This window comes from Microbacterium sp. NPDC028030 (assembly GCF_040637855.1).
In the GTDB taxonomy this organism is placed as follows: domain Bacteria; phylum Actinomycetota; class Actinomycetes; order Actinomycetales; family Microbacteriaceae; genus Microbacterium.
Window position 1 is genome coordinate 1007063 of record NZ_JBEZXF010000002.1, and the last position, 25699, is coordinate 1032761.

Consider the following 25699-nt stretch of genomic DNA (forward strand, 5'->3'; position numbering starts at 1 on the left):
CCGCACCGCACCGAAAGGGTCTCCCCTTGTCCCCGCGAACCCGATGGCGCTCCTCGACCGTCGCTCTGACCCTCGCGCTCGCCGTCGCCACTCCTCTCGGCGCGCACCCCGCCGCGTCCGCGGCCACGGACACGCAGACCTCGGTCGAGCGGATCTTCGGCGCCGACCGCTACGAGACGGCGGCAGCGGTCTCAGCCGATGCGTTCTCGCACGGCGGGGTGATCACCGCCTTCGTCGCGAGCGGCGTGGACTTCCCCGACGCCCTTTCCGCCGCTGCCACCGCGGGGCTCATGGACGGCCCTGTCCTGCTCACGAAGCCGGGGTACCTGCCTGCGGTGACGGCGCAGGAAGTCGACGCTCTCGAGCTCGATTCGGTCTTCGTGACGGGCGGAACGGGCGCTGTGAGCGACGCAGTGCTGCGACAACTGGAACCGCTCACGACAGAGGGCTCTTTCCGCTTCGGCGGTGCGGACAGGTACGCCACCGCGGCCGCGATGCTGCCCTGGTGGATCCTCGAGTTCCCCGACACGGTGTTCCTCGCGAGTGGCGCCGACTATCCGGACGCCCTCTCGGGAGCGGCAGCGGCAGGATTCCTGCATTCGCCGGTGTTCCTCACCGCCCCGGACACCCTGCCTTCGCAGACGGCGGCGGCCCTCCGGCGACTCGCCCCGTCTACCGTGATCGCGCTCGGAGGAACCGGCTCCCTCAGCGACGCCGTGCTGGAGAGCGCGCGCCTCGCCACCGGTGTCGACGATGCGACGACCGAGCGCCGAGGCGGCCAGACCCGGTACGACACGGCCGTTTCCGTGTCTCAGGCGACGTTCGCCACCGGCGCACGTGTGCCGATCGTGTACGTCGCCAGCGGCGAGAACTTCGCCGATGCCCTCGCCGGGGCGGCAGCCGGAGGCAGTCTCGGCGGCCCCGTCCTTCTCACCCCGGCGCACGATGCCCCTGCGTCCGTGCTCGCAGAACTCCGAAGGCTCGACCCGCAGCGCGTCGTGATACTCGGAGGGCCGAGCGTGATCAGCGACCACGTCGCCTCTCAGATCACCGCCGCCCTGGGCTGAGGCGACCCACCTCAGGGCGCGACGGTACTGCTTCCGGTGCCGAGGTGCGGTGTCAGACCGCGGTGCCGACGACGATGCGCGGCGTGCCGGTCCACAGCGCCGGGTCGGTGGCCGCGCGACCGTCGACGATCAGCTTGATGCCGGGCAGCTGCGCGGGCGTGAGCTCCTTGTAGTCGGCGTGGTCGGTCTGCAGGACGGCCAGATCGACCTTGCCGCCGATGGCGTAGGGCTCGAAGCCGAGGCCGCGCAGCTCGTCGTCGCTGTACAGCGGGTCGTGCACCACGACATCGGCTCCGCGATCCTTCAGCGCCTTCACCGTCGGGAACACCCCGGAGAAGGCCGTCTCCTTCACGCCGCCGCGGTAAGCCGCGCCGAGGACGACGGCGCGCTGCCCGCTCAGATCGCCGAGGATGCCCTCAGCCTGCGCGACGAGGCGCTCCGGCATCGAGGCGTTGAGCTGACGTGCCACGCGCACGATGTCGGCATCGGGGTCGGTCGACAGGTACAGACGCGGATAGACCGGGATGCAGTGACCGCCGACGGCGATGCCGGGGCGGTGGATGTGACTGTAGGGCTGGGAGTTGCAGGCCTCGATCACCTTGTAGACGTCGATGCCGTGCGAGGCGGCGAAGAGTCCGAACTGGTTGGCCAGCCCGATGTTCACGTCACGGTACGTCGTCTCGGCCAGCTTGGCCATCTCGGAGGCCTCGGTGCTGCCGAGGTCCCAGACGCCGTTCGGCTGAGCGAGATCGGGACGCTCGTCGAACTGCAGCACCGCCTCGTAGAACTCGCGGGCGCGACGATTGCCCTCGTCCGAGAGGGCGCCGATGAGCTTGGGGTACTTGCGCAGGTCGGCGAAGACACGGCCCGTGAGCACGCGCTCCGGCGAGTAGGCGAGGAAGAAGTCCGTACCCTCGGTGAGGCCCGACCCCTCCTCGAGCATCGGCTTCCAACGGTTCCGCGTGGTTCCGACCGGAAGGGTGGTCTCGTAGGAGACCAGGGTGCCGGGCGTCAGATGTTCCGCGAGCGAGCGGGTGGCCGCGTCCATGTACTTGAAGTCGGGTTCCCAGGTCTCGTCGTCGACGAACACGGGCGCGACGAGCACGACGGCGTCAGCCCCGGGGATCGCCTCGGCGTAACCGGTCGTGGCACGCAGACGACCGGCCGGGATCAGCTCCTCGAGTCGCTCCTGCAGCTCGGCCTCGCCGGGGAACGGCTCCTTCGCGGCGTTGATCAGGTCGACGGCCCTCTGGTTGACGTCGACGCCGACCACATCGTGACCGGAAGAGGCGAACTGGACGGCGAGAGGGAGCCCGATCTTTCCGAGGGCCACGACGGCGATACGCATGATCCCCAGTCTAAGGGCGCGTCAGACGACGCGTCGCACACCCGGGATTCTCCGCATCAGGAAGACGACGAGGAACGAGGTTCCGACGACGACGAGCCATTCGAGCAGCGAGAGGAGCAGCGACGCCGCTGCGGCCTCGAAGGGAGGGAGGGCACGTACGAGGAGCATGATCGAGAAGTGCACGAGGAAGACGCCGAAGGCGCAGTCCGACAGCTCGCGCACCACACGCTGGGTGCCCGATCCGGGGTTCCACCGCGCCAGCGCACTGTTGACGCAGACGAACACGCCGAGCGATGCGGCCGCCACGACGGGCCCGAAGTAGCTCAGGGGGAGCACCGCGTCGACCAGCGAGGGACGCACCCCGTACTGGACGATCGAGGCGACGATCGCGAGGACAGTGAGTCCCAGCACTGCGGCGAAGCGCCAGCCCGACACGCGGACGGCACGCAACGCCCACCCCGCCAGGAAGTATCCCGCGTAGGGCAGCCACTGCGTCAGCGCGAGCAACGTCAACGGGGCCTCATCCCCCATCGCCGTCAGGATGCTCGAGGAGACCCCGGTGACGACGGTCGCGCCGAGCGTCACGGCGGCGAAGATGACGGCTCGACGCTGTCCGCCGCCCTGGAGGAACGACGCCAGGACGGGCGCCACGACGTACAGGCCCACGATGAGCCACAGGAAGTACAGGTGCGTGTAGGGCTGGCCGTCCAGCACGAAGCGCGCGAGATCGAGACGGGTCGGCGCGATCTGCGAGAACAGCGTGCGGATGAGCACGAAGTAGAGCACCGACCAGAAGACCAGGGCGGTGAGAAGCCGAGGAAGCCGCTTCCGGTAGAACGGCGCCGGACCGGCGGCGTGCTGCCGCGGGGCCAGGACGAGAGCGCCGGAGATCATGACGAAGACGGGCACGACCCACACGAAGCCGATGTCGGCGACGACGGCGCCCCACCAGCCGGCCGTGCCACGGACGTCCGGATTCGCCACCATCCCCGCGAAGACGTGGATCGCCACCACCCCGACGACCGAAACGATCCGCAGGGCGTCCAGCGCCCACTGACGCCCCGACGACGCGCTGGACCTCGATCGCTCAGGAGCGCTCGGCGGGCTTCCCTGCGCGGGCTCGGACGTCACGTCAGGTCCTGGAGCACCTGCACGACACGCTCTGCTGCACGACCATCACCGTACGGCGCCGCATCGGTGGGCTGCGGGCGCTCACGGGCGACACCGCGCGCGATCTCCTCGGCGTTCTGTGCGAGGACGTTCCAGCCGAGCTCGACCGTCTCGACCCACTCCGTCTCGGTCCGCACGGTCGTGCACGGCACTCCCAGCAGGAACGCCTCCTTCTGCAGACCTCCGGAGTCGGTCACCACTCCAGCACTGGAGAGCGTGGCTGCCACGAGTTCGGGGTAGGCCAGGGGCGCGTGGACGATGAGCGATCCGCTGGCGAGATCGATGCCGTGCGCTTGCGCCTTGGCGACCACCCGGGGGTGTGCGAGGAGGACGACCGGACGGTCAAGGCCCCCCAGCCCTGCCACCACCTCGGCGAGTCGCGCCGGGTCATCGGTGTTCTCCGCACGGTGGATGGTCGCGATGTAGTGCCCGCCGACAGGGAGCCCGAGTTCCTCGACCAGCGGAGAAGGACGCGAGGCGACCTCGTCGCGGACCGTGAAGAGCACATCCGTCATCACGTCGCCGACGAGCACGGTGCGTTCGGCGAGGCCCTCCGCCGCGAGGTGGTCGACGGCGACCTGCGTCGGTGCGAGCAGGAGGTCGGCCGCGTGATCGGTCATCACCCGGTTGTGTTCTTCCGGCATCCGCCGGTTGAAGCTGCGGAGCCCTGCTTCGAGGTGGGCGACGCGAATGTGCATCTTCACCGCGCTGAGTGCGGCCGCGACGGTGGAGTTCGTGTCTCCGTACACGAGCACCCAGTCCGGACGGTGCTCGTCGAACACCGCGTCCAGAGCCGCCAGCATCGCGCCGGTCTGGACTCCGTGAGACCCGCTCCCCACCCCGAGGTGGACGTGGGGGGCACCGATGCCGAGGTCCTCGAAGAAGACATCCGACAGCATCGGGTCGTAGTGCTGACCCGTATGCACGATCACGTGGTCCACTCCTGCGGCCACGAACGCCTTGTGGATGGGCGCGAGCTTCACGAACTGGGGACGGGCGCCGACGACGCTGATGATCTTCACAACAGGCAAGTCTACGGAAGACGGAGAGCAGCGGTCATCGCCGTCCCGCCCACCAGGTCGCGGCACTGTATCGCAGCGGAGCCTCCCTGGCGAGCACACGCGACAGGCGCGCGGGCAACAGGGCCCTGACCGACACGAAGCGTCGGCGGCGTCGGGACAGGTCGTCCAGTGCCTCATCGGAGACGGCCAGGTCCGCGGCGCCGGCGATCAGCGCGCGATCCGCGAGCGAGAGAACCCCCAGCGCTGAGGGGGAGTACGATCGCAGCGCCTGCACGATATCCCGCAGCGCCTCGCGATCGTCGGGGACCCAGTCCCCCGCGCGGTAGTGCACGGCACCGAAGACCGTCACCCGCCAGACTTTGACCGCGAGCGCCTCACGATCACGGCGGGAGAGCGCTCGAGCGAACGGCGCGGCGAGAAGCAGGGTGACCGCCTCGAGTTCCTCACGCAGCGGGCGTGCCGTGAAGGTCACGCGCTCCTCTCCGTCGTGGATCAGGTAGTCATCCGGCCCGGCGTGTCGACTGATGCGGGCACCGGAGAACCAGAGCCGAGCGCCGAAGTCCAGGTCCTCCCCCGTCGCGACCCCCGGGGTGAATCGGAGTCCGCCGAAGCGCGGCGCCCCGATCAGACCGAGCGGCGCGGTGCGATAGGCGAGGCGATCGCGACTACCGCGAAGGTCGTGACGTCGAAGCGTCGGCGGCGTGGGCACGCGGCGTCCACCCGCGTGCCGCAGCGGCGCGATCACCATGTCGGACGCGTCCTGCTGCGCGGTCCGACGCCAGGCGTCGATCGCCCCCGCCGTCACCTCGTCGTCCGAGCCCATCACCGCGACATAGCGGCCTTCCGCCGCGTTCAGGCCGTGGTTGAAGGGTCCGGCGGGGCTGCGCACCCCGTCGCGCAGTTCCAGGAACCGCACGCGGACGTCTTCCGCTGCCGCTCCCGCCGCCCGGCGGATCGCGGCCTCCTCGACGTTGTGGCACACCACGTGGACGGCACGCACGCTGTGCGAGGTGAGGACGGACGAGATCGCCCGGCCGACGTCTCTGCGGGGATCGTGGGCGGCGATGACGACGTCGACGTCCTGCGGAAGCGGGTCTCCCCCCGTCTCGGCGGCCGCGAGATACGCATCTCGCGTGGCGGTCCGCCGCTGCTCCGGGTCGAACAGGGCCGACGCCGCCGACGCGATCTCCGCGGCGGAACGGTCGCGATTGAGCTCCTGAACGCGTTGCACGGCATCGGCGTAGTCGGAGGGCGACCATCCTTCGACCAGCACGCCGTCGGGCTCCGAGACGAAAGACGCCTGCTCACCGGACGCCGACACGACGACCGGCCGTCCCGCGACGAGCGCCTCGGCGATCGCCACGCCGAAGGTCTCCATGCGCGTGGGAAGGATGAAGACGTCCGCCTCGGCCAGGACGTCTTCCACCTCGCCCGGCGAGACCCGCCCGCGGAGTTCCACGTGATCGTGCACGCCGAGTTCCTTCGCGAGTGAAGCCACGGAATCCCGCATCGGACCGTCGCCGGCCCAGAGGAGTCGGGCATCCTCGCCGCGGCCGCGGAGCTCGGCGACGGTCCGCACCGCGATGTCAGGGCCCTTGCGTGCGATCAGGCCCCCGACGCCGACCAGGGTCAGTGCGCCGCGGTTCGGCCGTGCACGCACTACGGCCGGACGCGGCACCGCGTTGGGGATGATGCGCGTCCGCCCCCGCCGCGTCGTGCCGATGGCGGCTGCCAGATCGTGACCGACGGCGATCACGACATCCGGACGGCGGAGCAGCGTGCGAACGAGCGGGAGCGAGACGCGAGCCGACACCGGTGCCGTGGCTGGCGCGAGGAGCGCGGACCAGTGCTCCGTATGCACCCACGGGCGCCCGATCCGACGGCCGAGGAACGGGAGAAGCGCCGACGCGGCCATGGAGTGCACGAGATCGGCATGGCCGGCTCGCGCGGCGATGACACCTCCGGCGCGGCGGATGCTGCGGGGGTCCGTCATCGACATCCGTACGGTCGTGACCGGGAAGTCCACGGTGGCCTCTTCGCCGTCCGCGGAGAGGTGGATGACCTCCACGTCATGGTCCGCGCGCAACATCTCGATATCGCGCCGGATGAAGCTGCCGACGTCCGGTCGCCCTGCGGTGGGAAGCCAGGGTGTCACGACCAGAACCTTCACGCTACGAAGCTATCAGGATCGCCCATGCCCACGATGTGGTCCGCTCGCGAGAGAACTCACCAGCTCTGCGGCGCGCGCGCCGGTACGTGCGGCGTCGTACTCGGATTCCCATCTCTCACGAGGGGCGTATCTCCCCGGCGCTGCGTCCAGCACCGAAGCCAGTGTGGCCGCAACCGTTCCGCTGGACGCTTCGGCGTCGACCAGCTCGCCGGTGCGCAACGCGGAGCCCACGATCTCCGGGGTCCCCCCGACGGCCGTGGCGACGACCGGCACGTCGTACGCGATGGCTTCCATGATGCTGACAGGGACACCCTCTGATGCCGAGAGATTGACGAAGAGATCGACCTCGCCGGACTTGTAGAACGCCGCGATCTCCGCGTTCGGCACCTGTCCGCGCAGTTCGACCTCGATACCCGGCGCAAGCGCACTGACGTGCTCGCGCAACTGTGGCATGAGCGGTCCGTCTCCGAAATGCACCCACCGCATCGGTCGCGACGGGTCGAGGGCGTGCAGCTCGCGCACGGCCTCGGCGATGCGGTCGACCCGCTTCACCTCGCTCACCGCCGAGCACGACACGATGGTCGGTGTGCCGTGCGCTCGACGCTCGGGGGCGTGCTCAGGGCCGTAGGCGCCCAGCCTGCTCAACCGGACTTTTCCTCGGACCTCGGAGTAGCGCCCTTCCAGGTATCGCACAGCGTCGTCAGAGATCGCCAGGACCCGATCGGTGCGCGCGAAGAAGAAGGGACGGAAAGGAAGGTAGCCGCCGATCGCCCGCTCTTCGTAGAGGTCATAGCGATGGACCCGCACCACGCGGGCCGACACCCCGCGAAGCCAGGGCAGCACGAGTCCCCCGCCCATCGCCCAGAAGGCATAGGCGACGGTGTCGCGGTCGCCGGCGACGGCCTCACGCACCGCGGTCCGGTGCGCCTGCGTCATCCCGACCTTCGCCCCCATGGCGAAGAGGCGCGCGTTCCGCAGGAGGCGACCGCTCCACAGCTCTCGCCACGTCGCCTGCAGCAGCAGGAGGAGTGGGGCGAACTCGAGCAGTCTCCGAGGCGCGTCCTCCGGCGCAGGCACGAAGAGGTTGCCTCCGAAACGGACGCCCTCGGGGAGGTCGACCATGCCGGCACTCGTGTCGCGTGCATGACAGAACACGACGACGTCGTCGAATCGCGCGGCGAGCGCCTCGATCTCCTTCTCCACGAACACCACATCGCCGGTGCGATAGGGATAGTCGTTCGTGAAGAGGAGCAGCCTGCTCATCCGCGCTCCCGACGAGACGGCGCCGCCATCAGAGCGGCCAGGGCGTCTGCCCACCGCTCGGCCTGCTCTTCACCCGAGAGTTCCCTGGCTGAGGCGTCGGACGCCTGCTTCCACTCCCGTACCCGCTCGGCGTCGAGTTCGTCGATGAGGCGTGTGAGCGCGGCCGCGTCGAAGCCCTCCGCCACCGCGCCGAAGCCTCGCTCCTTCAGGACGCGCGTCATCTCGGGGGACGGCCCGATGATCACGCCGAGTCGTGCCTGCACATAGTCGAAGAACTTGTTCGGCAGCGCCCAGGTGTTGTTGAAGTTCACCGGCGGGAGGAGATGCACGCCGACATCGTGGGCGTTGAGGGTCTCGCCGAGCTCGGCGTACGGCACGGGGTCGTGGAGATCGACACGTGCCGACGCCGCCGCCCTCGCACGCACCTCCTCCAGGAATCCCGGGTCGTTCGGCGTGAGATAGAGGGCGAGCCGGACGTCCGCGGACGCCGCTTCGACTGCGTCCATGATCGCCACGATGTTGCGATCGCGGAGGGCGGCACCCGAGTGCACGAGGCGGATCGGCGAGGAGACCGGCCGGGGGGCGAGTTCCGCGTAGGGGGCGGCGTTGGTCACCACCGTGGCACTGATCCCGTAGCGTCGCGCGTATTCCTCCGCGATGCCCTGGCCGACGGTGGTGACGGAGTCTGCGCGTACCACGAACGTCCGGCACATCCACCGGACGAAGGGAGCGACGAACAGCCGCCACTTCCAGACGTCCTCCTTCTGACGGGGCGCGTACTCATGCAGATCGGCATGCACACCGTGCACGGATCGCTGAGCGAGCGCGAGCCCCACGGCGTCCACGTCGTTCGCGAGCACGAGATCCCAGTCCGTGTCGCGCAAGGCGGTCATGGCGGTGGCGATCGCAGGGTTGGACCAGTACGCATGACGGTACCGGCGCAGCAGCACGGACGCCCGGTCGTAGCGCCAGATCGGGTACTCATCGGGAATGCGGATATGGCCGCTCGCACCGTCCGGAGTCTCGCCGTAACCGACCGTGTGCACCTCGTAATCGCGGCGCAGACGAGTGATCTGCTTCAACAGCCGCGCGTCGGCCCTGATCGTCGAGAACGAGATGATCAGGAGCCTCGGGGCGCTCATCGGCGGGCCTTCGCGACGAGACCGTGGATGATGCGGTCCCACTTCTCGACCTGCCGTTCGCCCTCGAGCTCGTGCGCGCTGTCGTGTGCGTGCTGTTTGTATGCCGCGACGGACTCGGGCGTCAGTTGCTCGATCGCCTCGCGCAGCGCATCGACCGTGAAGTCGGAGGCCACCGAGCCCAAACCGTACCGCTCGACGTACCCGGCCATCTCCGGCGATGGTCCGACGATGATCCCGAGTCGCGCCTGCACGAAGTCGAAGAGCTTGTTCGGCAGGGCGTGCCGGTAGTTGAAGGTCAGCGGCGGGAGGAGGAAGACCCCCACGTCGTAGGAGTTCAGGGTCGTCACCAGCTCCGAGTACGGCACCGGGTCGAGGACGCGGACCCGGTCGGTCGTCGCAGCGTACTCCTTGAGGTCCTCGAGGTAGGCGGGGTGGTTCGCCGTGAGGTAGAAGTCCAGCGTGACGTCGGCCTGCGCCGTGGCGACCGCCTCCGCCATCAGGTGGAGCTGCCGATTGGTGAGGCCCGCCCCGCTGTGGACCAGCCGGATCGGTGCGGAGACCGCGCCGGGGCGCAGCTCGTGATACGGGGTCGCATTGCTGACGAGCTCGGCGTGGAAGCCGAAGTTCCGCTCGTATTCCGCGGCGAGACCCTCACTCACCGTCGTCCAGGCTGCTGCCTTCGTCACGTAGGTGCGCACCACCCACTCGAACCACGGCGTGATGCGCTGGAACCACAGCTCGTTGTCGTCGTGCAGCCGGGGTGAGTACTCGTGCAGGTCCGCGAGGACGCCGAACCGCGGACGCATCTTGACTGCGACGGGGACGGCCTCGACGTCGTTCGCGATGATCACGTCGAACCGTCGCCGCTTCAGCGCGTCCCGCGACCAGCGCACCGCCGACAGCCGCCAGTACGCCGTCCGGTAGCGCTTGAGGGTGATGAGCTTGCCGTCGAGGTCGTTGTAGCGGACCTCCTTCGGCATGGAGAGGTGGTCGACCACTCCCTCCGGAGCGTCACCGTACCCCAGCGTCGTCACGTCGAAGTCGCGGGTGAATCGTGCGATCTGCTTCAGCACCCTGGCGTCGCCGGTCAGGGGCGAGAACGACATGATGAGCATGGTCGGGCGGGCGGTCATCGGGTTCTCCTTCGCTCGCGCTTGCAGAAGTAGAGGACGTATCGGCGCAGGGTGGATTCGCGCGCGAAGCTGTGCACCAGGTCGGGGGTGAGCCACCGGTCGCGCCGTCCTGCCCCGCGCGACGACGCCACATCGGACCGCAGCCGGGCGGCACGAGGCTCGGCGAGCAGCCCGTCGAGGATCCGGCGGTCTTGGCGGTTGAACGGCAGCAGAGCCCTCGGAGCGACCTCGAGGAGCCGACGGAGCAGGGTCGTGAACGCCGCGACGTCGTCGTCGTCGAGCTCTTCTGCGAGGGCCTGCGCATTGCCGACGATCGTCACTCTGATGAGCTTGACGGCGAGGGCGGTGCGGGCGCGAGCAGAGAGATCTGCGAAGACCCCGTCTTCGAAGAGCCGCACGATCGGGGCGAACCGCTCGGTGACGGTCATCGCACCGAGCGTCGTCCGCTCCGCGGCATCCTCGCCGATCACGTACGTGCCGGCGCCGCGGAGGAGGTCGATCCGTCCGCCCTGCGCCCAGAGCCGGATGCCGAATTCGAAGTCCTCGCCGACGCGGACGCCTTCGAGCATGCGCAGCCCCAGCTCGCGCACCCGGTCGGTGCGGAACAGCCCGAGCGGCGCCGTGCGATAGAAGAGTCGATCGCGAGCGGCGTCGAGGCGCCGGGAGCGTCCGAGTCGCACGAGCGGGTTCGGCATCAGCCCTTGACCCTGCAGCCGGATCTGCGCGATCGCGGCGTCCGGCCGTTCTGCGCGCACGTACCGGATCCACTGCGACATCGTGCCCGGTTCCAGGAAGTCATCCGACCCCATGACCCCGCTGTACTCCGCGTCGACGGCCGCGAGACCGTGGTTGAAGGGCCCGGCCGCGCTGCGGATGCCGTCCTGGAAAGGCAGCACCCGGATGTCGCCGTCGATCCCCGTGAGGCGTCGTTCGAGGATCCCCGCGTCCAACCCGTGGGCAACGACCGTGACGCGTACGACGTCGCGCACGTCGTCGTCCTGAACGAGCGAGGCTACGGCCCGCTCGATCGGTCGCCGTTCGTCGTGGCAGGCGATCACGACGTCGACGAAGGGCGTCGTCACGTCAGGCCAGCCAGCTGAGCCTGTTCGGCGAAGTTCGGCACTCGGGCGACGAGTTCATCGAACGTGCCCTGGTCGGCGATCGTGCCGTCCTGCATGAAGCAGACGAGGTCGCTGTCACGGATCGTCGAGAGCCGGTGCGCGACCGACACGATCGTGACTTCTCCCTTGAGGCTGCGGATGGCCGCCGTGACCTTGGACTCCGTCTTGGTGTCGAGCGCGCTCGTCGCCTCGTCCAGGACGAGGATCAGCGGGTCGCTGTACAGGGCCCGGGCGATGCCGAGGCGCTGTCGCTGTCCACCCGACAGGGAGAGACCGCGCTCCCCGATCCGGCCGTGCATGCCGCCGTCGCGCGCCTCGATCGTCTCCCAGAGCTGCGCCCGTTCGAGAGAGGCGCGGACCCGGTCGAAGTCGATGTCCTTGTCGTCCCAGTCCAGGGCGACGTTCTGGGCGACGGTGCCGTCGAAGAGCGAGACGTCCTGGGGCACGTATCCCACGCGGGAGCGCCAGGCGGCGAGCACGTCGTTGAGGTCCTGGTCGTCCAGGCGGATCGAGCCCTTCTGCGGGACGAGGAGACCGAGCAGGATGTCCACCAGGGTCGACTTGCCCGCGCCGGACGAACCCACCAGGGCGAGCGAGCTGCCGATCGGGATGCGGAGATTGATGTCGTGCACCGCCGGCGTGTCCTCGTGCTTCGGGTATCCGAACGACACGTCGGTCAGGGTGAGCACGCGCGGCTCCCCCTCGATCGGCTTCTGTCCGAGGCGCTCCGCCACCGCGATGTACTTCTCCGACACCTGGATGTCGAAGATCACGGCCTGCACGTGCGGCACGTTCGCCGTTGTGGTCGTCACGATCGATTGGAATCCGGTCAATGAGGGGACGAGGCGGAACCCCGCGACGGCGAACAGCGCCACCGACGCCAACGCCTCCTGCATGCCCCCGAGCACGTAGCCGATGCCGCCGACGAGCACGAAGCCACCGACCAGCGCGGAGTTGAGGACGAACCCGGGGACAGAGCCGAGGAAGTTCATGTTCGCGCGAGCACGGGTGCTGAAGGAGCGGTTGTACTGCACGATGCCGGCGACCTCGCCGGTCTTGTTCCGCAGCGTGATCTCCTTGAGAGCCTGCATCATCTCGGTCATGAGTGTCGCGACCTTGAAGGAGTAGTCACGGGAGACGCGCCCCGCCTGCACCGACCGGCCGGAGACCACCCAATAGAGCAGCGCCATGATGCCGCCGAGATACACGACGGTGATGAGCGCTGTGAGCGGCTGGGCGACCACGATCACGGCCAGGATCAGCACGAAGCTCACGACGATCGACGGGAGCTGCACGATCGGGAGGAGGAAGCCGCTGATGGTGTTCGCGATGCCGACGTCGGCGATCCGGACGATCTGCGCGGTATTGCGACCGAGACGGTACGTCCACGGTGCCTTGATGTAGCTGTCGAAGAGCTGCCGGCCGATCTCGAGTTCGAAGGAGGCGAAGCGGCGGGTCGCGAACCACTGCTGCAACAGAGCCAGCGCGGACTTCACGAGGATGAGGACCGCCACGGAGCCGATCAGCCAGACGTAGTCGTCTTCTCCGATCTCGCCGATGACGGGGAGCGTGATGGTCGTCCGTGCGATCATCGGGGTCAGGCTCAGGGCGAGGAGCATGATCGCGCCGATGTCGAGGATGGTGAGCAGACAGGAGACCACGACATAGCGCAGCAGGTAGGAACGCGCATCCGCGGGGAGATAGGTCACAAGCTCCCGGTAGGTCTTCGCAACGAGCTTCATGACGCGGAGTCCTCAGGGTATCGATCAGCGGGCATCGGTCCAGTCTTCCATGTGGGGCCCTCCTGCGCCTTCACGTTCGCCCAGGAACCCGGCGAGCGCATCGGCGGATCGGTGTCCGGAATGAACGGCCTGCACGAATCCGGGTCCGGCTGCGGCGATCCCCCTCGCCCGGTCCCGGTCGGCGAGGATGTCCCGCAGCACCCGTTCGAGGTCTGCCGCCCGAGCCTCGAGCACCGGGAGCTCTCGCGACGTGCGCGTCCGCACCCTCTCTCGCACGACCTCGGACACGTGGCTGACCACGACGCGTCCGCTCGCCAGAGCCTCGCACGCGGCGACGCCGTAGATGCCGAGGGAGAACTGATCTAGCACGATGTCGGCCTCTCCGTACACCTCGGGCATGCGCGACGCCGACACGCCGGTGATCTCGCGGTACTCGACCGCGCCCTCCTCGTGCAGCCGGCGCATGGTCGGAGTGATCAGTGCCGTCCCCTTCAACCCTGCGCGACTCGGGGCGTGCACGACCACGGGACGATCGCGCATGAGGGGCGCCGACGGGGCCGCATCGGCCCACCGCGCCGCATCGACGACGACGGGAAGCCAGGTCGCCTCCGGCACGTCCGTGAGCAGATCGGGCGTGGAGACGAAGGCCAGGGGGTCGAGGCTCTGCAACAGACGGTGATTCGCCTCGGTGATGGTCTGGAGCCGCGGTTGCTCGGCGTACCGCCCGTCGCGGAACGGGGAGTCCGGATCCGTCCGCGCGTGCTGGTCGGGCAGACGGATGTCACTGCCGTGCCAGAGGAGCGCGACCCGGATACCCCGTCGGCGGAGCCAGGCGATGTCGTCCTCGGGCGTCGAGCTGCCGCCCAGCACCTGCCGACCGGATTCGACGAGCACATGGGTGAACCCTCGTGTGATCGCCCGCCGCTGCGCGGCCTGCCATCGCCGGTTCTGGACGAAGTACGCCGTCGAGACCGAGTGGTCGGCGGGGTAGGCGAAGACATCGTCCGCACCGCGGTACATGAAGTTCGCCGCGCTCACACCGGGAAGCCGCTCGGCCGCGCGGGCCCAGGCGAAACCCTGACCCGCGGAGTTCACCGGAGCGATCAGCAGCCTTCTCTCGGCGGGGGCCACTCCGATGACACCCGCTTCGCGGAACGCGGCGCGCTTCCAGGGGAGGACGCGCTCTGCCACGGGGTCGGGAATCGCCTCCGTCACGGCTCTCTTGAGCCCCGCCAGCGCGCTCATCCCGCTCCTCGCGTCAGGCGTCCAGAAGAGGAAGGGCGTTCCCGGTCCGCGAAGACTCGAGCGCTGCTTCGACGACCGCGAGCGTGCGCAGTCCCTGTTCCATGGTCACGACGTCGGTCTGCTGCCCGAGCACGGCATCGCGGAAGGCCTCATGCTCGACGCGCAGCGGCTCGCGCTTGGCGAACGCGTAGCGCGTGACGTCTCCTTCGGAGACCCCGCGGAAGGAGGACACGGATTCCCATTCGAGGGGGATCGTGCCGTTGGCGTAGAACGTGAGGTCGCCGGTCGAGGTGTCGGCCACGAATGCGCCCTTCTCCCCCGTGACGACCGTCAGCCGTTCCTTCATCGGGCTCAGCCAGTTGACGATGTTGTTCACGATGACGCCGGACGCCGTCCGTCCGGTGATCGTGATCATGTCTTCGTGCTCGCGACCGCTCTTGAACGCCGTCTGCGCGAACACACGGTCGTAGTCGCTCTGAACGACCCACGCGGTGAGGTCGACGTCGTGCGAGGCGAGGTCCTTCGCCACACCGACGTCGGCGATACGCGAGGGGAACGGTCCTTGCCTGCGGGTGACGACCTGGTAGACCGCCCCGAGTTCGCCCGCCTCGATCCGGCGTCGCAGCTCTTGGACCGCAGGGTTGAAGCGCTCGATGTGACCGACCGCTCCGACGAGCCCGGCGGATGCGAAGGCATCGACCATGCGCTGCCCGGCGTCGACGCTGTGGGCGATGGGCTTCTCGACGAGCGTGTGAACGCCGGCCGCCGCCAGCTTCAGGGCGGCGTCCTCGTGGAAGCGTGTCGGCACGGCCACGACAGCGATGTCGATGCCGGCCGAGATCAGGGCATCGATGTCGGGAAGGATCTCGAGGTCGCCTGCCACTCCGTGCGGATCCCCACCGGGATCGGCGATCGCGACGAGTTCGACTCCGTCGAGTTCCCGCAGGACGCGGGCGTGGTGTCGACCCATCATCCCCACGCCGAGCAGGCCGGCACGCAACACCATCAGGCGCCCGCTCCGGCGACGGCATCGACCGCGGCGACGATGCGCTCGAGGTCGGACGACGTCAGCGAGGGGTGGACGGGCAGCGAGACGACCTCGCGCGCCGCGCGCTCCGTCTCCGGCAGGTCCAGCCCCGGGGCGTACGGCGCCAGCGACGGGAGGCGGTGATTCGGGATGGGGTAATAGACACCAGCTCCGACGTTGTGCTCGGACTTCAGCGCGGCGACGAAGCCGTCGCGGTCCTCCGGCACGCGCACGGTGTACTGGTGGTACACGTGCACGGCGCCCTCGGCGACGGGTGGGATCACGACGCCCCGCAGGTTCGCATCGAGGAACGCGGCGTTCTCCTGACGGGTGCGCGTCCACGCGTCGACCTTGGTCAGCTGCACACGGCCGATCGCGGCGTGGATGTCGGTCATCCGCGCGTTGAAGCCGATGATCTCGTTCTCGTACTGGCGCTCCATGCCCTGGTTGCGCAGCAGCTTCACGCGACGCGCGACCTCGTCGGTCGCGGTCGTCACCATGCCGCCCTCGCCGCTGGTCATGTTCTTGGTCGGGTACAGGCTGAACATCGCGAACTCACCGAACGAGCCCACCGGCCGTCCGTCGAGAGAGGCGCCGTGTGCCTGGGCGGCATCCTCGTAGAGGGCGACGCCGCGCTCGGTGGCGAGGGCCTCGAGCTCACGCATGCGCGAAGGGTGACCGTAGAGGTGCACCGGCAGGATGCCCTTCGTCCGCGGTGTGATCGCGGCGGCCACGGCCTCGGGGTCGAGCGTGAAGGTCTCCGGCTCGATGTCGACGAAGACCGGGGTACCGCCCGTGAGCGCGACCGAGTTCCCCGTGGCGGCGAAGGTGAACGACGGCACGATGACCTCGTCGCCGGCGCCGACGCCCGCGGCGAGCAGACCGAGGTGGAGTCCCGCCGTGCCCGAGTTCACGGCGACGGAGGGACGACCGGGCACGAAGTGGTCCGAGAACTCCTGCTCGAACGCCGCGACTTCGGGTCCCTGGGCGACCATCCCGCTCCGCAGGACTCGATCGACGGCGGCACGCTCGTCGTCTCCGATGATGGGCTTTGCGGGGGGAATGAACTCGGTCACACGGTCTCCTTGATCAATGTTCCGTCGGACTCGACGAATCGAGCACCAGTTGAGGGGCATACCCAGATGCCATCGCGTTCGCCTGCCGTGAGCGGCACGCCGGACTCCCCCACCCAGCCGATGCGGCGTGCCGGAACCCCGGCCACCAGGGCATATGCGGGGACGTCCTTCACGACCACGGCGCCAGCTGCGACGGTCGCCCAGGCCCCGATGGTCACCGGCGCGACGCAGGTGGCACGCGCGCCGATCGCGGCGCCGGTCTCGATGGTCACGCCGACCGGCTCCCAGTCGTGAGCGCTCTTGATGGTGCCGTCTGCGTTGATGGCCCTCGGGTAGGTGTCATTGGTCAGCACGACGGCCGGTCCGATGAAGACGCCGTCGGCGAGGCGGGCCGGTTCGTAGACGAGCGCATAGTTCTGCACCTTGCAGTTGTCGCCCATCACCACACCGGTCCCGATGTACGCACCGCGCCCGACGATGCAGTTCTCTCCCAGCACGGCATCCTCACGGACCTGGGCGAGGTGCCAGATCGACGACCCGGCGCCGATGCGCGCCTCGGGCGAGACATCCGCGGACTCCACGATCCGCACACTTCCGGTTTCGGTCACGCAAAAGGCCTTTCATCGGATCCAGAACGCGCGGGACGCGCAGGTCCGATCTTAGTCGTCCGCCGTTCTCGAACCTGCGAGGTGACTGCGGCGACCCGCTCAGCGACGGCGGTCAGCGAGACGTTGGCGCGCGCCCACGCGGCCCGCACTGTGCGCTGCTCCGCCGTGCGCCCAGAGCACTCCTCAGCCAGCAGCTCCCGCATCGCGGCGGCGACCGACTCCGCGTCGAAGTCCACTGACGTGCCGAGATCGGCGTCACGCACGAGACGCGCACCGGTCTCCGGACCAGCGAAGAGGACGGGTGTTCCGACGGCTGCGGCCGCGTACGTCTTGGTGGGGCGGGCGAAGTCGTAGCCGATTCCCGGGACGATGCTCACGAGCGCCGCCGTCGCGCCGCGGATCCACGAGGCCGACTCCTGGGGGCTCACCACGCCCCCGAACTCGACCCGCCCTGGCACGATCTCCTCTGCCAGAGACCGGAGGTCGGCTTCCACCGCCCCCTGACCGAAGAAGCGGATCCGCGCTGCGGGCTCCTCCTCCGCGATCAGAGCGAGGGCGCGGATGAAGAGGTCGGGTTGCTGCCACTCCGACATGGTCCCGGTGTACACGAAGTACGGGTCGACCCCGGTCGGAGGTACGGCATCCGGCGTGAAGATCGACGTGTCGATCCCGTTGCCGACGGTCTCGATCCTCGTCCGGTCGGCGTCGAGCGCGACGAGCCGCTCGGTGACCTCGTCGGAGACGGAGACGATCGCCTGGGCGCGACGGAGGACGGTCCTCTCCATCCAGCGCATCACGGCGATCACCGGGGCGGGAGCCCCCATCGAGATCACACCGTCGGTCCAGACGTCGGCAGCGTAGTAGACGACCGGCTTCCGTCGCAGCGTCGCGACCGCGGTCACCACGAGACCCGTGGTGGGCGGTGACTCGGCGACCGCGACGTCGAACGACGAGAAGAGCAGGCGGAAGAAGAGCGGCGCGTCGTAGCTGAGGTACTGGATGTAGCCGCGGACGTTGCCCCCGCGGTCCCGCAGCACGGGCCAGCGACGGACGTCCACACCCGGGGCATCCGCCGTCTGGGGCGCATGCCGCGGTGGTCTCGTCGTGAGGACGACGATCCCGTCTCCGCGTTCGTGAAGGGAGCGAGCGAGCGCACCGAGGCGGAACGCGCCGGCACTCACCTCGGGCGGGAACAACCGTGACGCGATGAGGATGCGGGGCCGCCCGCTCACTGCTCGTGCTCCTCGTCCGGACACGCGCCCCGTTCATGTGCGGCGGCCTTCGCCTCGAGGGCTTCGATCCGCGCCTCATGGAAGGCGGACTTCTCGGCGAGGGTGCGCATCTTCTCCTCCGTGCGCGTGAGCTCGGCGCCGTACTGGAGGCTCACGAGGAACAGCAGGGCGATCGCGATGAAGAAGACGAGGTTCACGGGCAGCGCGATCCCGAGGGCTCTGGCCGCCCAGGTGAGCGTCTGCGGGAACACGGCGATGACGAGGGCGAGCAGGCCGCCGACGAACCACCACACGGCATGGCGTTCGCGCAGCGTGCCTCTTCGCATGAGTTCGACGATCGCGATCAGGGCCAGCACGGCCGCGACGATGCCGAAGGCGTAAGTGACGGGGTTCATCCGATGTCCTCCAGCCGCGCGCGCGGACGCATCATGGCGAGCAGGAAGGCCGCACATGCCCGGAGAAGGTACACCGCAGCCTTCCAGGGGCGGTGCGAAGGCTCGCCGCCCTGCCGCCGCCGCATTATGACCGGCAGCTGTCTGATCGTCAGACCGGCACGCGCCCCGATCACGAGGGCTTCGATCGTGTCGCCGAGGTATTCGGCGGGGAAGTTGTCGGCGAACAGCAGCACGGCGCGCGGTCCGGCGGCCTTGAAACCGCTCGTGACGTCGGTCAGACGTGTCCCCGCCACACGACTCATGACCGTCGCGAGAACTCGCATCGCCCAGCGGCGCGGCCCTCGCACCCCGTAGTCGCCCACACCGGCGAACCGTGCGCCGATCACCAGATCGGCGTCTCCCAGTGCGTCGATGAGGGCAGGGATCGCGGCCGGGTCGTGCTGACCGTCCGCATCGACCTGGACCACGACGTCGTGGCCGTTGGCGCGGGCGTATCGGAACCCGGCGCGCATCGCCCCGCCGACTCCGAGGTTGTACGGCAGCGACAGCACTTGCGCCCCTGCCTGTCTGGCTCGGGCCGCGGTGGCATCGGAGGAGCCGTCATCGATGACGAGACACCGTGCAGAGGGAAGAGCAGCGACGACCGCCGCGACGACCTCTCCCACGGAATCCTCTTCGTTCAGCGCCGGGATGACGACGAGAACGGATGTAGCTGACGGACGCATCGTCTGCGATCCTACAGACGATGCGGCGGCGCTCACCGCGCGCACGCTGTGATCCGCCAGAGGGAGACCTCGCCGACCTCGACGACGCGCTCGAATCCCGGCTCCCCCGCGAAGTCGGTCATGCCGGGCATCTCGAAGCGCCCCGGCGTGTTTTCCCCTGCTCCGAAGTCGAGGACGTACTGCGGGTCCCCATACTCATGGAGCGCCTCGCACACGGCCGGATCGGATGCGGCGTCCCGCAGCCCCTCGGCGAGCACCGTCCAGGTCTCGGTGCGCGGAGCTGACCAGGTCCGCGGGTACACGTCCACACCGCTGAGCATGTAGCCGAAGCCCGCACCGGTCGAGGGATTCGCGATCACCCGCGCGTCCGCACCGACGATGCCGTCCAGAGACTCCAGCAGCGTGCGCTCGTCGGGCGAGAGGTAGCTGTCGGACACCGCCAGATAGCGCGATTCCCGGTCGAAGGTCCCTTCGATCACGGCGGGCATGGCGACGGGACGCACCAGGACCAGGACGACCATGAAGACCGTCGCCGCCGCGAGCGCACTCACGGCGAGGGCGTCACCCCCGAACGCACCGGGTGCACCGCCGGTTCGGCGACGGATCACGTTCCCCGCCCGGACGACGAGGTCGTGCATGCCCACGGCGGCGAGCGGGATGACCACGAGGGGTGCGAGTGCGGCGATCCGGTACGGGTCCGCGTACCACGCACCGAGGATGTAGACGCGGACCAGGGGTGCACCGATCGCCGCGACGAGCAGGTACAGGGCCGAGATGCCCGCCCACCCGAACACCAGCCAGCGCAGACGCCGAGATCGCCAGGCGACGACGAGCCCCCAGATCATGAGGACGCTCACACCGACCGCGAACGGTATGCGCAGGTGGCCGTTCAGCAGCACGTCGAGGAACACCTCGAGCTTCCCGCGGAAGGGCGGCCAGTGCGAACCGCTGGTGCTCCGCGAGAGCGCGACCCAGAACACTGCGAACACGATCCACATGCCGACGATGATGCTCCAGCGCCGGACGGGCGACCACGCGTTCGCGGCCTGCACCAGCCGCGCGGTCAGCCACACCAGCACCAGCGCGGTCCACGGCAGCAGGGCCGCCGGCTGAGCGAGTGCCAGCGCACAGGCCGTGACGACCGCGAGGAGCATCGCACGCACGGTGGTCTTGCCGCGGCCACCGCCGTCACGCCACTCCGGCAGCGAGATCATCGACGCCACGGCGGCGGGCAGCAGGGCAGTCGAGAGGGCGTTCGGGAAGAGGACCCCCCACTGGAACATCAACAGCGGGAACGTCTGGAGCGCGCCGGACAGCACGGCTGACACCCCCGCGATCAGCGGCGATCCGGTGATCGTGCGCGTGAGCCAGGCGATGCCGATCGGCCAGATGAGAGCACCGATCACGAGCGTGAGCATGTTCGCCGCGACCGGGATGCTCGCACCGCCGATCAGCACGACGAGCGAGACGAGCCCGTGCCACGCCGCCGGATAGAACGAGCTGCCGCCGATCACGCCGTTCACGTGCAGTGACGACGCGTCCGCGGTCTCCAGGATGAACCGCACCGCGTTCATGTGGAAGACCGCGTCGTTCGTCTGCGAGATCCCGGCGGGGTCGGTGATGTACGTCGCCAGTCGCCAGACGCCGAGCAGGACGCCGACGACGAGGGAGACCGGCAGTATCCACCGTCCGGCGTCCGCGCGGAGCGGTGCGAGACGCCCACCCAGGACCCGCCCGACGATGAAGGACGCACCAGCCAGCAGCAGCATGGCCACCGCCCAGCTCCATGCCGACCATCCGACGCCGAGCATGCCGAGAGCGAGGGCGACGACGCCCGTCGCCGCCACGCTGAAGATCGGAGCCGCGGCGAGCAGCCCGAGTCCACGCACCCCCACCCCCCAGAGCGCGAGCAGCCCTGGAAGGAAGACGATCGCCACCGCCACCAGGAGCGTCGGCGTCTGCGCGAGCCAGTCCAGCATCACGCATCCACCAGAGCGATCGCTCCCTCGACCTCGCCGTCGTAGATGACCTCGCCCTTGTTGATCACGATTCCGCGCGTGCAGAGTTCGCGCACCATCTCCATGTCGTGACTGACCACGACGAGAGTCTTCCCTGCCGCGATGAGCTCTTCGAACTTCAGACGGCACTTCTCCCGGAAGGGCGCATCACCGACCGAGAGGATCTCGTCGACGAGGAGGACGTCGAGTTCGACATGGATCGCAACAGAGAACGCGAGCCGCATGAACATCCCGGACGAGTAGTGCTTGACCTCCTGATCGATGAACTGCTCGATCTCGCTGAACGCCACGATCTCGTCGTAGCGCGCCTCGATCTCGTGCTTCTTCATCCCGAGGATCGCGGCATTGAGGAACACGTTCTCACGCCCGGAGAGCTCCGGATGGAACCCCGCTCCCACCTCGATGAGCCCGGCGACACGCCCGCGCGTGAGCACCTGTCCCTCGTCGGGCTCCATCACGCCGGACACGAGCTTGAGCAGGGTCGACTTGCCGGAGCCGTTGAGCCCGAGCACGGCGACCGACTCGCCCTCCCCGATGACCAGGTCGACGCCCTTCAGCGCCTCGAACTCACTCGTGAGCTTGCGTCGCTTGATCCACGCCACGACCGTGTCCTTGAGGGAGAACGCGTGGTTGAGCGTGAACCGCTTCTTGACACCGTCGATGACGATGCTCGGGCGGAGCGTGGTGGGAGCACTCATAGGTCCTGTGCGAACCTTCCTTCGAGACGGCGGAAGACGAGCTGGCCGATGAGCAGCGTGCCCACCGCGATGAGGAAGGTCCACAGGGTGTTCCAGGCGAGTCCCGGCGGGAGGGCGAAGGCGGTGTCGGTCACCGGCCGCCAGAACGCGTAGTGGAAGAGCTCGACCCCCTGCGTGATGGGGTTGAGCATGTACACCTCGACCACCCACTGAGGCCAGCCGAGCTTGTCGACGACCGCGTCCTGCACCTGGGTCCACGCGTACAGCACGGGCGAGGCCCAGGTCGCGAGGAGGAGCAGGAGCTCGACGATGTTCTCGGCGTCACGGAAGCGGACGTTGATCGCGCCGAAGAACAGCCCGAGCCCCAACGCGAACGTCATCACGATGATCATCCCGGCGAGGATGGCGAGGATCGAGAGGATCGAGATGTGCGCGACCCAGCCGAGGAGGAGGCAGACGATGAGCAGCAGAGCGACCTGAGGGAGGAAGTGCACGAAGGCCACGATGACCGCCGAGACGGCGAACAGCTGACGCGGGAGGAAGACCTTCCGCACGAGCGGCGCGTTGCCGACGATCGACGTCGTGGCGTTCTTGAAGGCCTCGGAGAAGAGGTTGATCACGACGATGCCGGAGAACAGGTAGATCGCGTAGTTCGGAATACCCCTGTCGAGGTTCATGAACAGCCCGAGGACCACCCAGAAGACCAGGAACTGCGCGGCGGGGCGGACATAGGACCAGGTCCACCCGAGCACGGAGTTGCGGTAGCGGGTGGTGACACCGGTTCGGACCAGGAGGTGCAACAGATAGCGCCAGCGCACCACATCGATCAGCCCGCGGCTCTCACCAGGGGTGTCGAACGCGGAACGCGGGACGGCAGCGAAAAGATCTCGGGTATCAGTCACAGGCCCACTCAATCGACGACACGACGGCATCCCGTCGCCGTCTCAGTATCCCATAGCGCCTGCGGCCGCCCCCTCAGGTTCGGCCGCGCGGCCGCGCTCAACCGAGACTCGAGATGCTCTGCCAGCCCGACCCGATCTGGGCGCTCGCACCCCATCCGCCCTTGCCGTTGCCGGGATACAGGATCATCGCGCCGTCCTGGCGGATCGCGAGGACATCCGTCGAACCGTCTCCGTTGAAGTCCCCTGGCCCGACGAGCTGCTTCATCCCGCCCCAGCCCTTGCCGATCTGGACCATTGCACCGAACCCGCCACCACCGGTCGTCGGGTAGAGGCGGAGCGCGCCGTCCGACGTGCGCGCCAGCAGGTCGCTGCGGCCGTCGCCCGTGAAGTCGCCGGCGTTGATCAGCAGGTCCACCACGCCCCATCCCTTGCCGATCTGCGCGCCGTCACCCTGGAACCCGCCGCTGCCGTTGCCGCGGTACAGCGTCATCGTCCCATCCGCGCTGACCGCGATCACGTCCGGCTTGCGGTCGCCGTCGAAGTCCACGCCGCCGACGATGTGGACGAAGGGCCCCCACCCGTGGCCGATGCGGACGGCCTTTCCGAATCCGCTGCCCGTGGCCGGAAGCAGCGAGAAGATCCCGTCGCCGTCGATGCGTCCGAGGTCGGCCCGGCCGTCACCGGTGAAGTCGCCGAGCGAGACGATCCTGTCCGTGGCGCCCCATCCGGTCGCGAGAACGCTCGAGGAACGCCAGGTGCCGGTGCCGGAACCGCCGTACAGCCGGAGCTCGCCCTTGTTCGTGAGTGCCACGACGTCGTTGCCTCCGGCGCCGTCCACGTCGCCGAATCCCGCGGGAAGCGCGCGCGGTCTCGTCACCGCAGGTCCGGCAGACGACTTGACCGACAGGTTCTGCCATCCGGAACCCACGGTCCCGACGCCGGCGACGAAAGACGTGGAGCGTCCTTCGTATGCCATCAGCACGCCGTCGGCCGTATGCGCGAGCAGGTCGGGCGTTCCGTTGCCCGTGAAATCACCGGGGCTGAAGATGGAGGTCATCCCCGACCAGCCGCTCCCGATCTGCGAGCGGGGTCCCCAGCCGCCGCGACCGTCGCCCTGATAGAGGAACAGGCGACCGGTGGAGTCGCGCGCGATCAGGTCCGAACGACCGTCGCCGTTCATGTCGAGTCCTCCGACGAGCATGCTCATGGGAGTCCAGCCGCTTCCGATGAGCTTTGCGGCCCCGAACCCGCCTCTGCCGTCGCCGGCGCGCAGATAGAGAGCTCCGGAGGCATCCGTCGTGAAGACATCGGGAAGCCCGTCGCCGTTGAAGTCGCCCGCCGGCACCACGAGGACCGTGCCAGACCAGTTGCCGCCCAGTCGTGTCGGCGCGCTCAGCTTCGTGGTCCCGTCGCCGTAGAGTGCGGACGGCTGACCGGTCGCGTCGACGGAGAGGAAGTCGCGATTGCCGTCGCCGGTGAGGTCACCGACCCCGAAGAAGGCCTTGACGTTGCCGAGTCCCGTCGCCATCTGCACGCGGGTACCCCAGACCTTCTTCGCGAACGGGTACGCCCACACCGTCCCCGCGGCGTCCGCACCGACGACGAAGCTCGAGGTGTTGGCGGACGAGATCACCGGAGGCGCCGTGGCCGGGGTGCCCTGCGTGGAGCCGAACCAGTCCGTGAAGTAGTTGTAGAAGTTCCGGTTGCCGTACGCCGAGCAGCCGTCTCCCGTGCCGTAGCCCGCCCGGAGCGCCGCGGCGTTGGGCTGGTACGGGGTGTAGTAGTACAGAGCCGACGTCGCCTTGTTCGCGACGCGGACCGGCGCGGAGCCGCAGGAGGCGTTCGGGTTGTAGAGGATGTTCCAGGTCTTCCCCGGCGCATACCACTGGAACCACTTCCCCTCCATGTAGATCTGCATCTGACGCGCGGCGCCGTAGATCTGGTGGAAGAAGCCGATGTAGTTCGGATCGCACGGCGCGGTGTCGGGGCACCCCTGTCCGAGAGCGATCCGGTAGCGCCAGGCGCTGGGCCAGATGTGCGTGACGAGGCCCTGCTCCTTCTGGAGCATGACGATGAGCACCTGCGGGTTGATGTTGCAGGCCTGCGAGACGCGGTAGATGATGCGCGCCGCCGACTCGTTCGCCGCCCCCGTGTACCCCGTGCAGTACTGGTCCGCCGGGCGGGTGACCGTGTTCATGCGGAAGTCCTTGAGGCAGACGATCGCCTCGTTGTTCTCGTCGCGGCCGCCCTGGCACTTCGAGACCTTGCTGTTGAAGAAGGTCTGGATCTGCGCCTCGGTCATCGTGCTCTTGTTGGTGAACACGACGTCGCTGATGATGTTGCCCGGAGTGAAGCCGACGAGAGTGCTCTTCGCGATCCCCGTCGCGGCGAGATCGGTGGAGGCGCCCACCACGCGGGCGACCGGCGCGGAGACGGAGGCTTGCGCGGCGGCGGCGGGGACGACCGTGCCGAGAACCAGGGCAGAGACAGCGAGGACACAGGTGAGGAGTCGGGAGGTCCTCATGGTGTTTCGCGAGCGTGGGGCACGTCGAGACATGTGACCAGTGTGACGGAAGTTGCAGGATGATGCCACTG

General features: G+C 68.7%; 21 protein-coding genes. 1 reads left to right on the plus strand and 20 read right to left on the minus strand.

Annotated elements, in window-relative coordinates; translation table 11 throughout:
• Positions 1 to 26 precede the first annotated feature (26 nt).
• Positions 27 to 1067 (plus strand): cell wall-binding repeat-containing protein, encoded by a 1041-nt coding sequence (locus AB0E56_RS13840; RefSeq protein ID WP_359799799.1) that lies wholly within the window; start codon positions 27 to 29, stop codon positions 1065 to 1067.
• A 52-nt stretch (positions 1068 to 1119) separates the two neighbouring features.
• On the opposite strand, the gene AB0E56_RS13845 is transcribed toward AB0E56_RS13840, so the two are convergent.
• From AB0E56_RS13845 to AB0E56_RS13940, 20 genes are all read right to left on the minus strand, one after another.
• A complete protein-coding gene (locus tag AB0E56_RS13845) occupies positions 1120 to 2415 on the minus strand; it encodes a nucleotide sugar dehydrogenase (RefSeq protein WP_359799802.1) in 1296 nt (431 codons plus the stop codon).
• A gap of 21 nt (positions 2416 to 2436) precedes the next feature.
• Entirely contained in the window at positions 2437 to 3546 is a 1110-nt protein-coding gene (locus AB0E56_RS13850) for an acyltransferase (RefSeq protein ID WP_359799805.1), read from the minus strand.
• The gene (wecB, locus tag AB0E56_RS13855; RefSeq protein ID WP_359799807.1) at positions 3543 to 4607 is read right to left on the minus strand and encodes a UDP-N-acetylglucosamine 2-epimerase (non-hydrolyzing); all 1065 of its coding nucleotides are present in this window, start codon (positions 4605 to 4607) and stop codon (positions 3543 to 3545) included. Before wecB ends, AB0E56_RS13850 begins: the two co-directional genes overlap by 4 nt.
• Before the next feature lie 34 nt (positions 4608 to 4641).
• Positions 4642 to 6777: a glycosyltransferase gene (locus AB0E56_RS13860; RefSeq protein WP_359799809.1), complete on the minus strand. Its 2136-nt coding sequence runs from the start codon at positions 6775 to 6777 to the stop codon at positions 4642 to 4644.
• A 12-nt stretch (positions 6778 to 6789) separates the two neighbouring features.
• The gene (locus AB0E56_RS13865) at positions 6790 to 8040 is read right to left on the minus strand and encodes a glycosyltransferase (protein ID WP_359799811.1); all 1251 of its coding nucleotides are present in this window, start codon (positions 8038 to 8040) and stop codon (positions 6790 to 6792) included.
• Positions 8037 to 9182 (minus strand): glycosyltransferase, encoded by a 1146-nt coding sequence (locus AB0E56_RS13870; protein WP_359799814.1) that lies wholly within the window; start codon positions 9180 to 9182, stop codon positions 8037 to 8039. Before AB0E56_RS13870 ends, AB0E56_RS13865 begins: the two co-directional genes overlap by 4 nt.
• Positions 9179 to 10315, minus strand: a complete 1137-nt coding sequence (locus tag AB0E56_RS13875) for a glycosyltransferase (protein ID WP_359799816.1) — start codon at positions 10313 to 10315, stop codon at positions 9179 to 9181. Before AB0E56_RS13875 ends, AB0E56_RS13870 begins: the two co-directional genes overlap by 4 nt.
• A complete protein-coding gene (locus AB0E56_RS13880; protein ID WP_359799817.1) occupies positions 10312 to 11397 on the minus strand; it encodes a glycosyltransferase in 1086 nt (361 codons plus the stop codon). Before AB0E56_RS13880 ends, AB0E56_RS13875 begins: the two co-directional genes overlap by 4 nt.
• Entirely contained in the window at positions 11394 to 13178 is a 1785-nt protein-coding gene (locus AB0E56_RS13885) for an ABC transporter ATP-binding protein (protein WP_359799819.1), read from the minus strand. The genes AB0E56_RS13880 and AB0E56_RS13885 overlap by 4 nt, the downstream gene beginning before the upstream one ends.
• A gap of 24 nt (positions 13179 to 13202) precedes the next feature.
• Entirely contained in the window at positions 13203 to 14423 is a 1221-nt protein-coding gene (locus AB0E56_RS13890) for a hypothetical protein (RefSeq protein WP_359799822.1), read from the minus strand.
• Between the two features lie 13 nt (positions 14424 to 14436).
• Entirely contained in the window at positions 14437 to 15432 is a 996-nt protein-coding gene (locus AB0E56_RS13895) for a Gfo/Idh/MocA family oxidoreductase (RefSeq protein ID WP_359800068.1), read from the minus strand.
• Positions 15429 to 16526: a DegT/DnrJ/EryC1/StrS family aminotransferase gene (locus AB0E56_RS13900; RefSeq protein ID WP_359799824.1), complete on the minus strand. Its 1098-nt coding sequence runs from the start codon at positions 16524 to 16526 to the stop codon at positions 15429 to 15431. The genes AB0E56_RS13895 and AB0E56_RS13900 overlap by 4 nt, the downstream gene beginning before the upstream one ends.
• On the minus strand, positions 16523 to 17134 hold the full coding sequence (locus AB0E56_RS13905; RefSeq protein WP_359799826.1) for a DapH/DapD/GlmU-related protein: 612 nt from the start codon (positions 17132 to 17134) through the stop codon (positions 16523 to 16525). The genes AB0E56_RS13900 and AB0E56_RS13905 overlap by 4 nt, the downstream gene beginning before the upstream one ends.
• Positions 17131 to 18366 (minus strand): glycosyltransferase family 4 protein, encoded by a 1236-nt coding sequence (locus tag AB0E56_RS13910; RefSeq protein WP_359799828.1) that lies wholly within the window; start codon positions 18364 to 18366, stop codon positions 17131 to 17133. Before AB0E56_RS13910 ends, AB0E56_RS13905 begins: the two co-directional genes overlap by 4 nt.
• A complete protein-coding gene (locus AB0E56_RS13915; RefSeq protein WP_359799830.1) occupies positions 18363 to 18761 on the minus strand; it encodes a DUF2304 domain-containing protein in 399 nt (132 codons plus the stop codon). The genes AB0E56_RS13910 and AB0E56_RS13915 overlap by 4 nt, the downstream gene beginning before the upstream one ends.
• The gene (locus AB0E56_RS13920) at positions 18758 to 19486 is read right to left on the minus strand and encodes a glycosyltransferase family 2 protein (RefSeq protein ID WP_359799832.1); all 729 of its coding nucleotides are present in this window, start codon (positions 19484 to 19486) and stop codon (positions 18758 to 18760) included. The genes AB0E56_RS13915 and AB0E56_RS13920 overlap by 4 nt, the downstream gene beginning before the upstream one ends.
• A 32-nt stretch (positions 19487 to 19518) precedes the next feature.
• Entirely contained in the window at positions 19519 to 21465 is a 1947-nt protein-coding gene (locus AB0E56_RS13925; protein ID WP_359799834.1) for a DUF6541 family protein, read from the minus strand.
• A complete protein-coding gene (locus AB0E56_RS13930; RefSeq protein WP_359799835.1) occupies positions 21465 to 22202 on the minus strand; it encodes an ABC transporter ATP-binding protein in 738 nt (245 codons plus the stop codon). The genes AB0E56_RS13925 and AB0E56_RS13930 overlap by 1 nt, the downstream gene beginning before the upstream one ends.
• The gene (locus tag AB0E56_RS13935) at positions 22199 to 23104 is read right to left on the minus strand and encodes an ABC transporter permease (RefSeq protein ID WP_359799838.1); all 906 of its coding nucleotides are present in this window, start codon (positions 23102 to 23104) and stop codon (positions 22199 to 22201) included. The genes AB0E56_RS13930 and AB0E56_RS13935 overlap by 4 nt, the downstream gene beginning before the upstream one ends.
• Positions 23105 to 23201: 97 nt before the next feature.
• Positions 23202 to 25628 (minus strand): VCBS repeat-containing protein, encoded by a 2427-nt coding sequence (locus AB0E56_RS13940; protein ID WP_359799840.1) that lies wholly within the window; start codon positions 25626 to 25628, stop codon positions 23202 to 23204.
• Between the last annotated feature and the right edge of the window lie 71 nt (positions 25629 to 25699).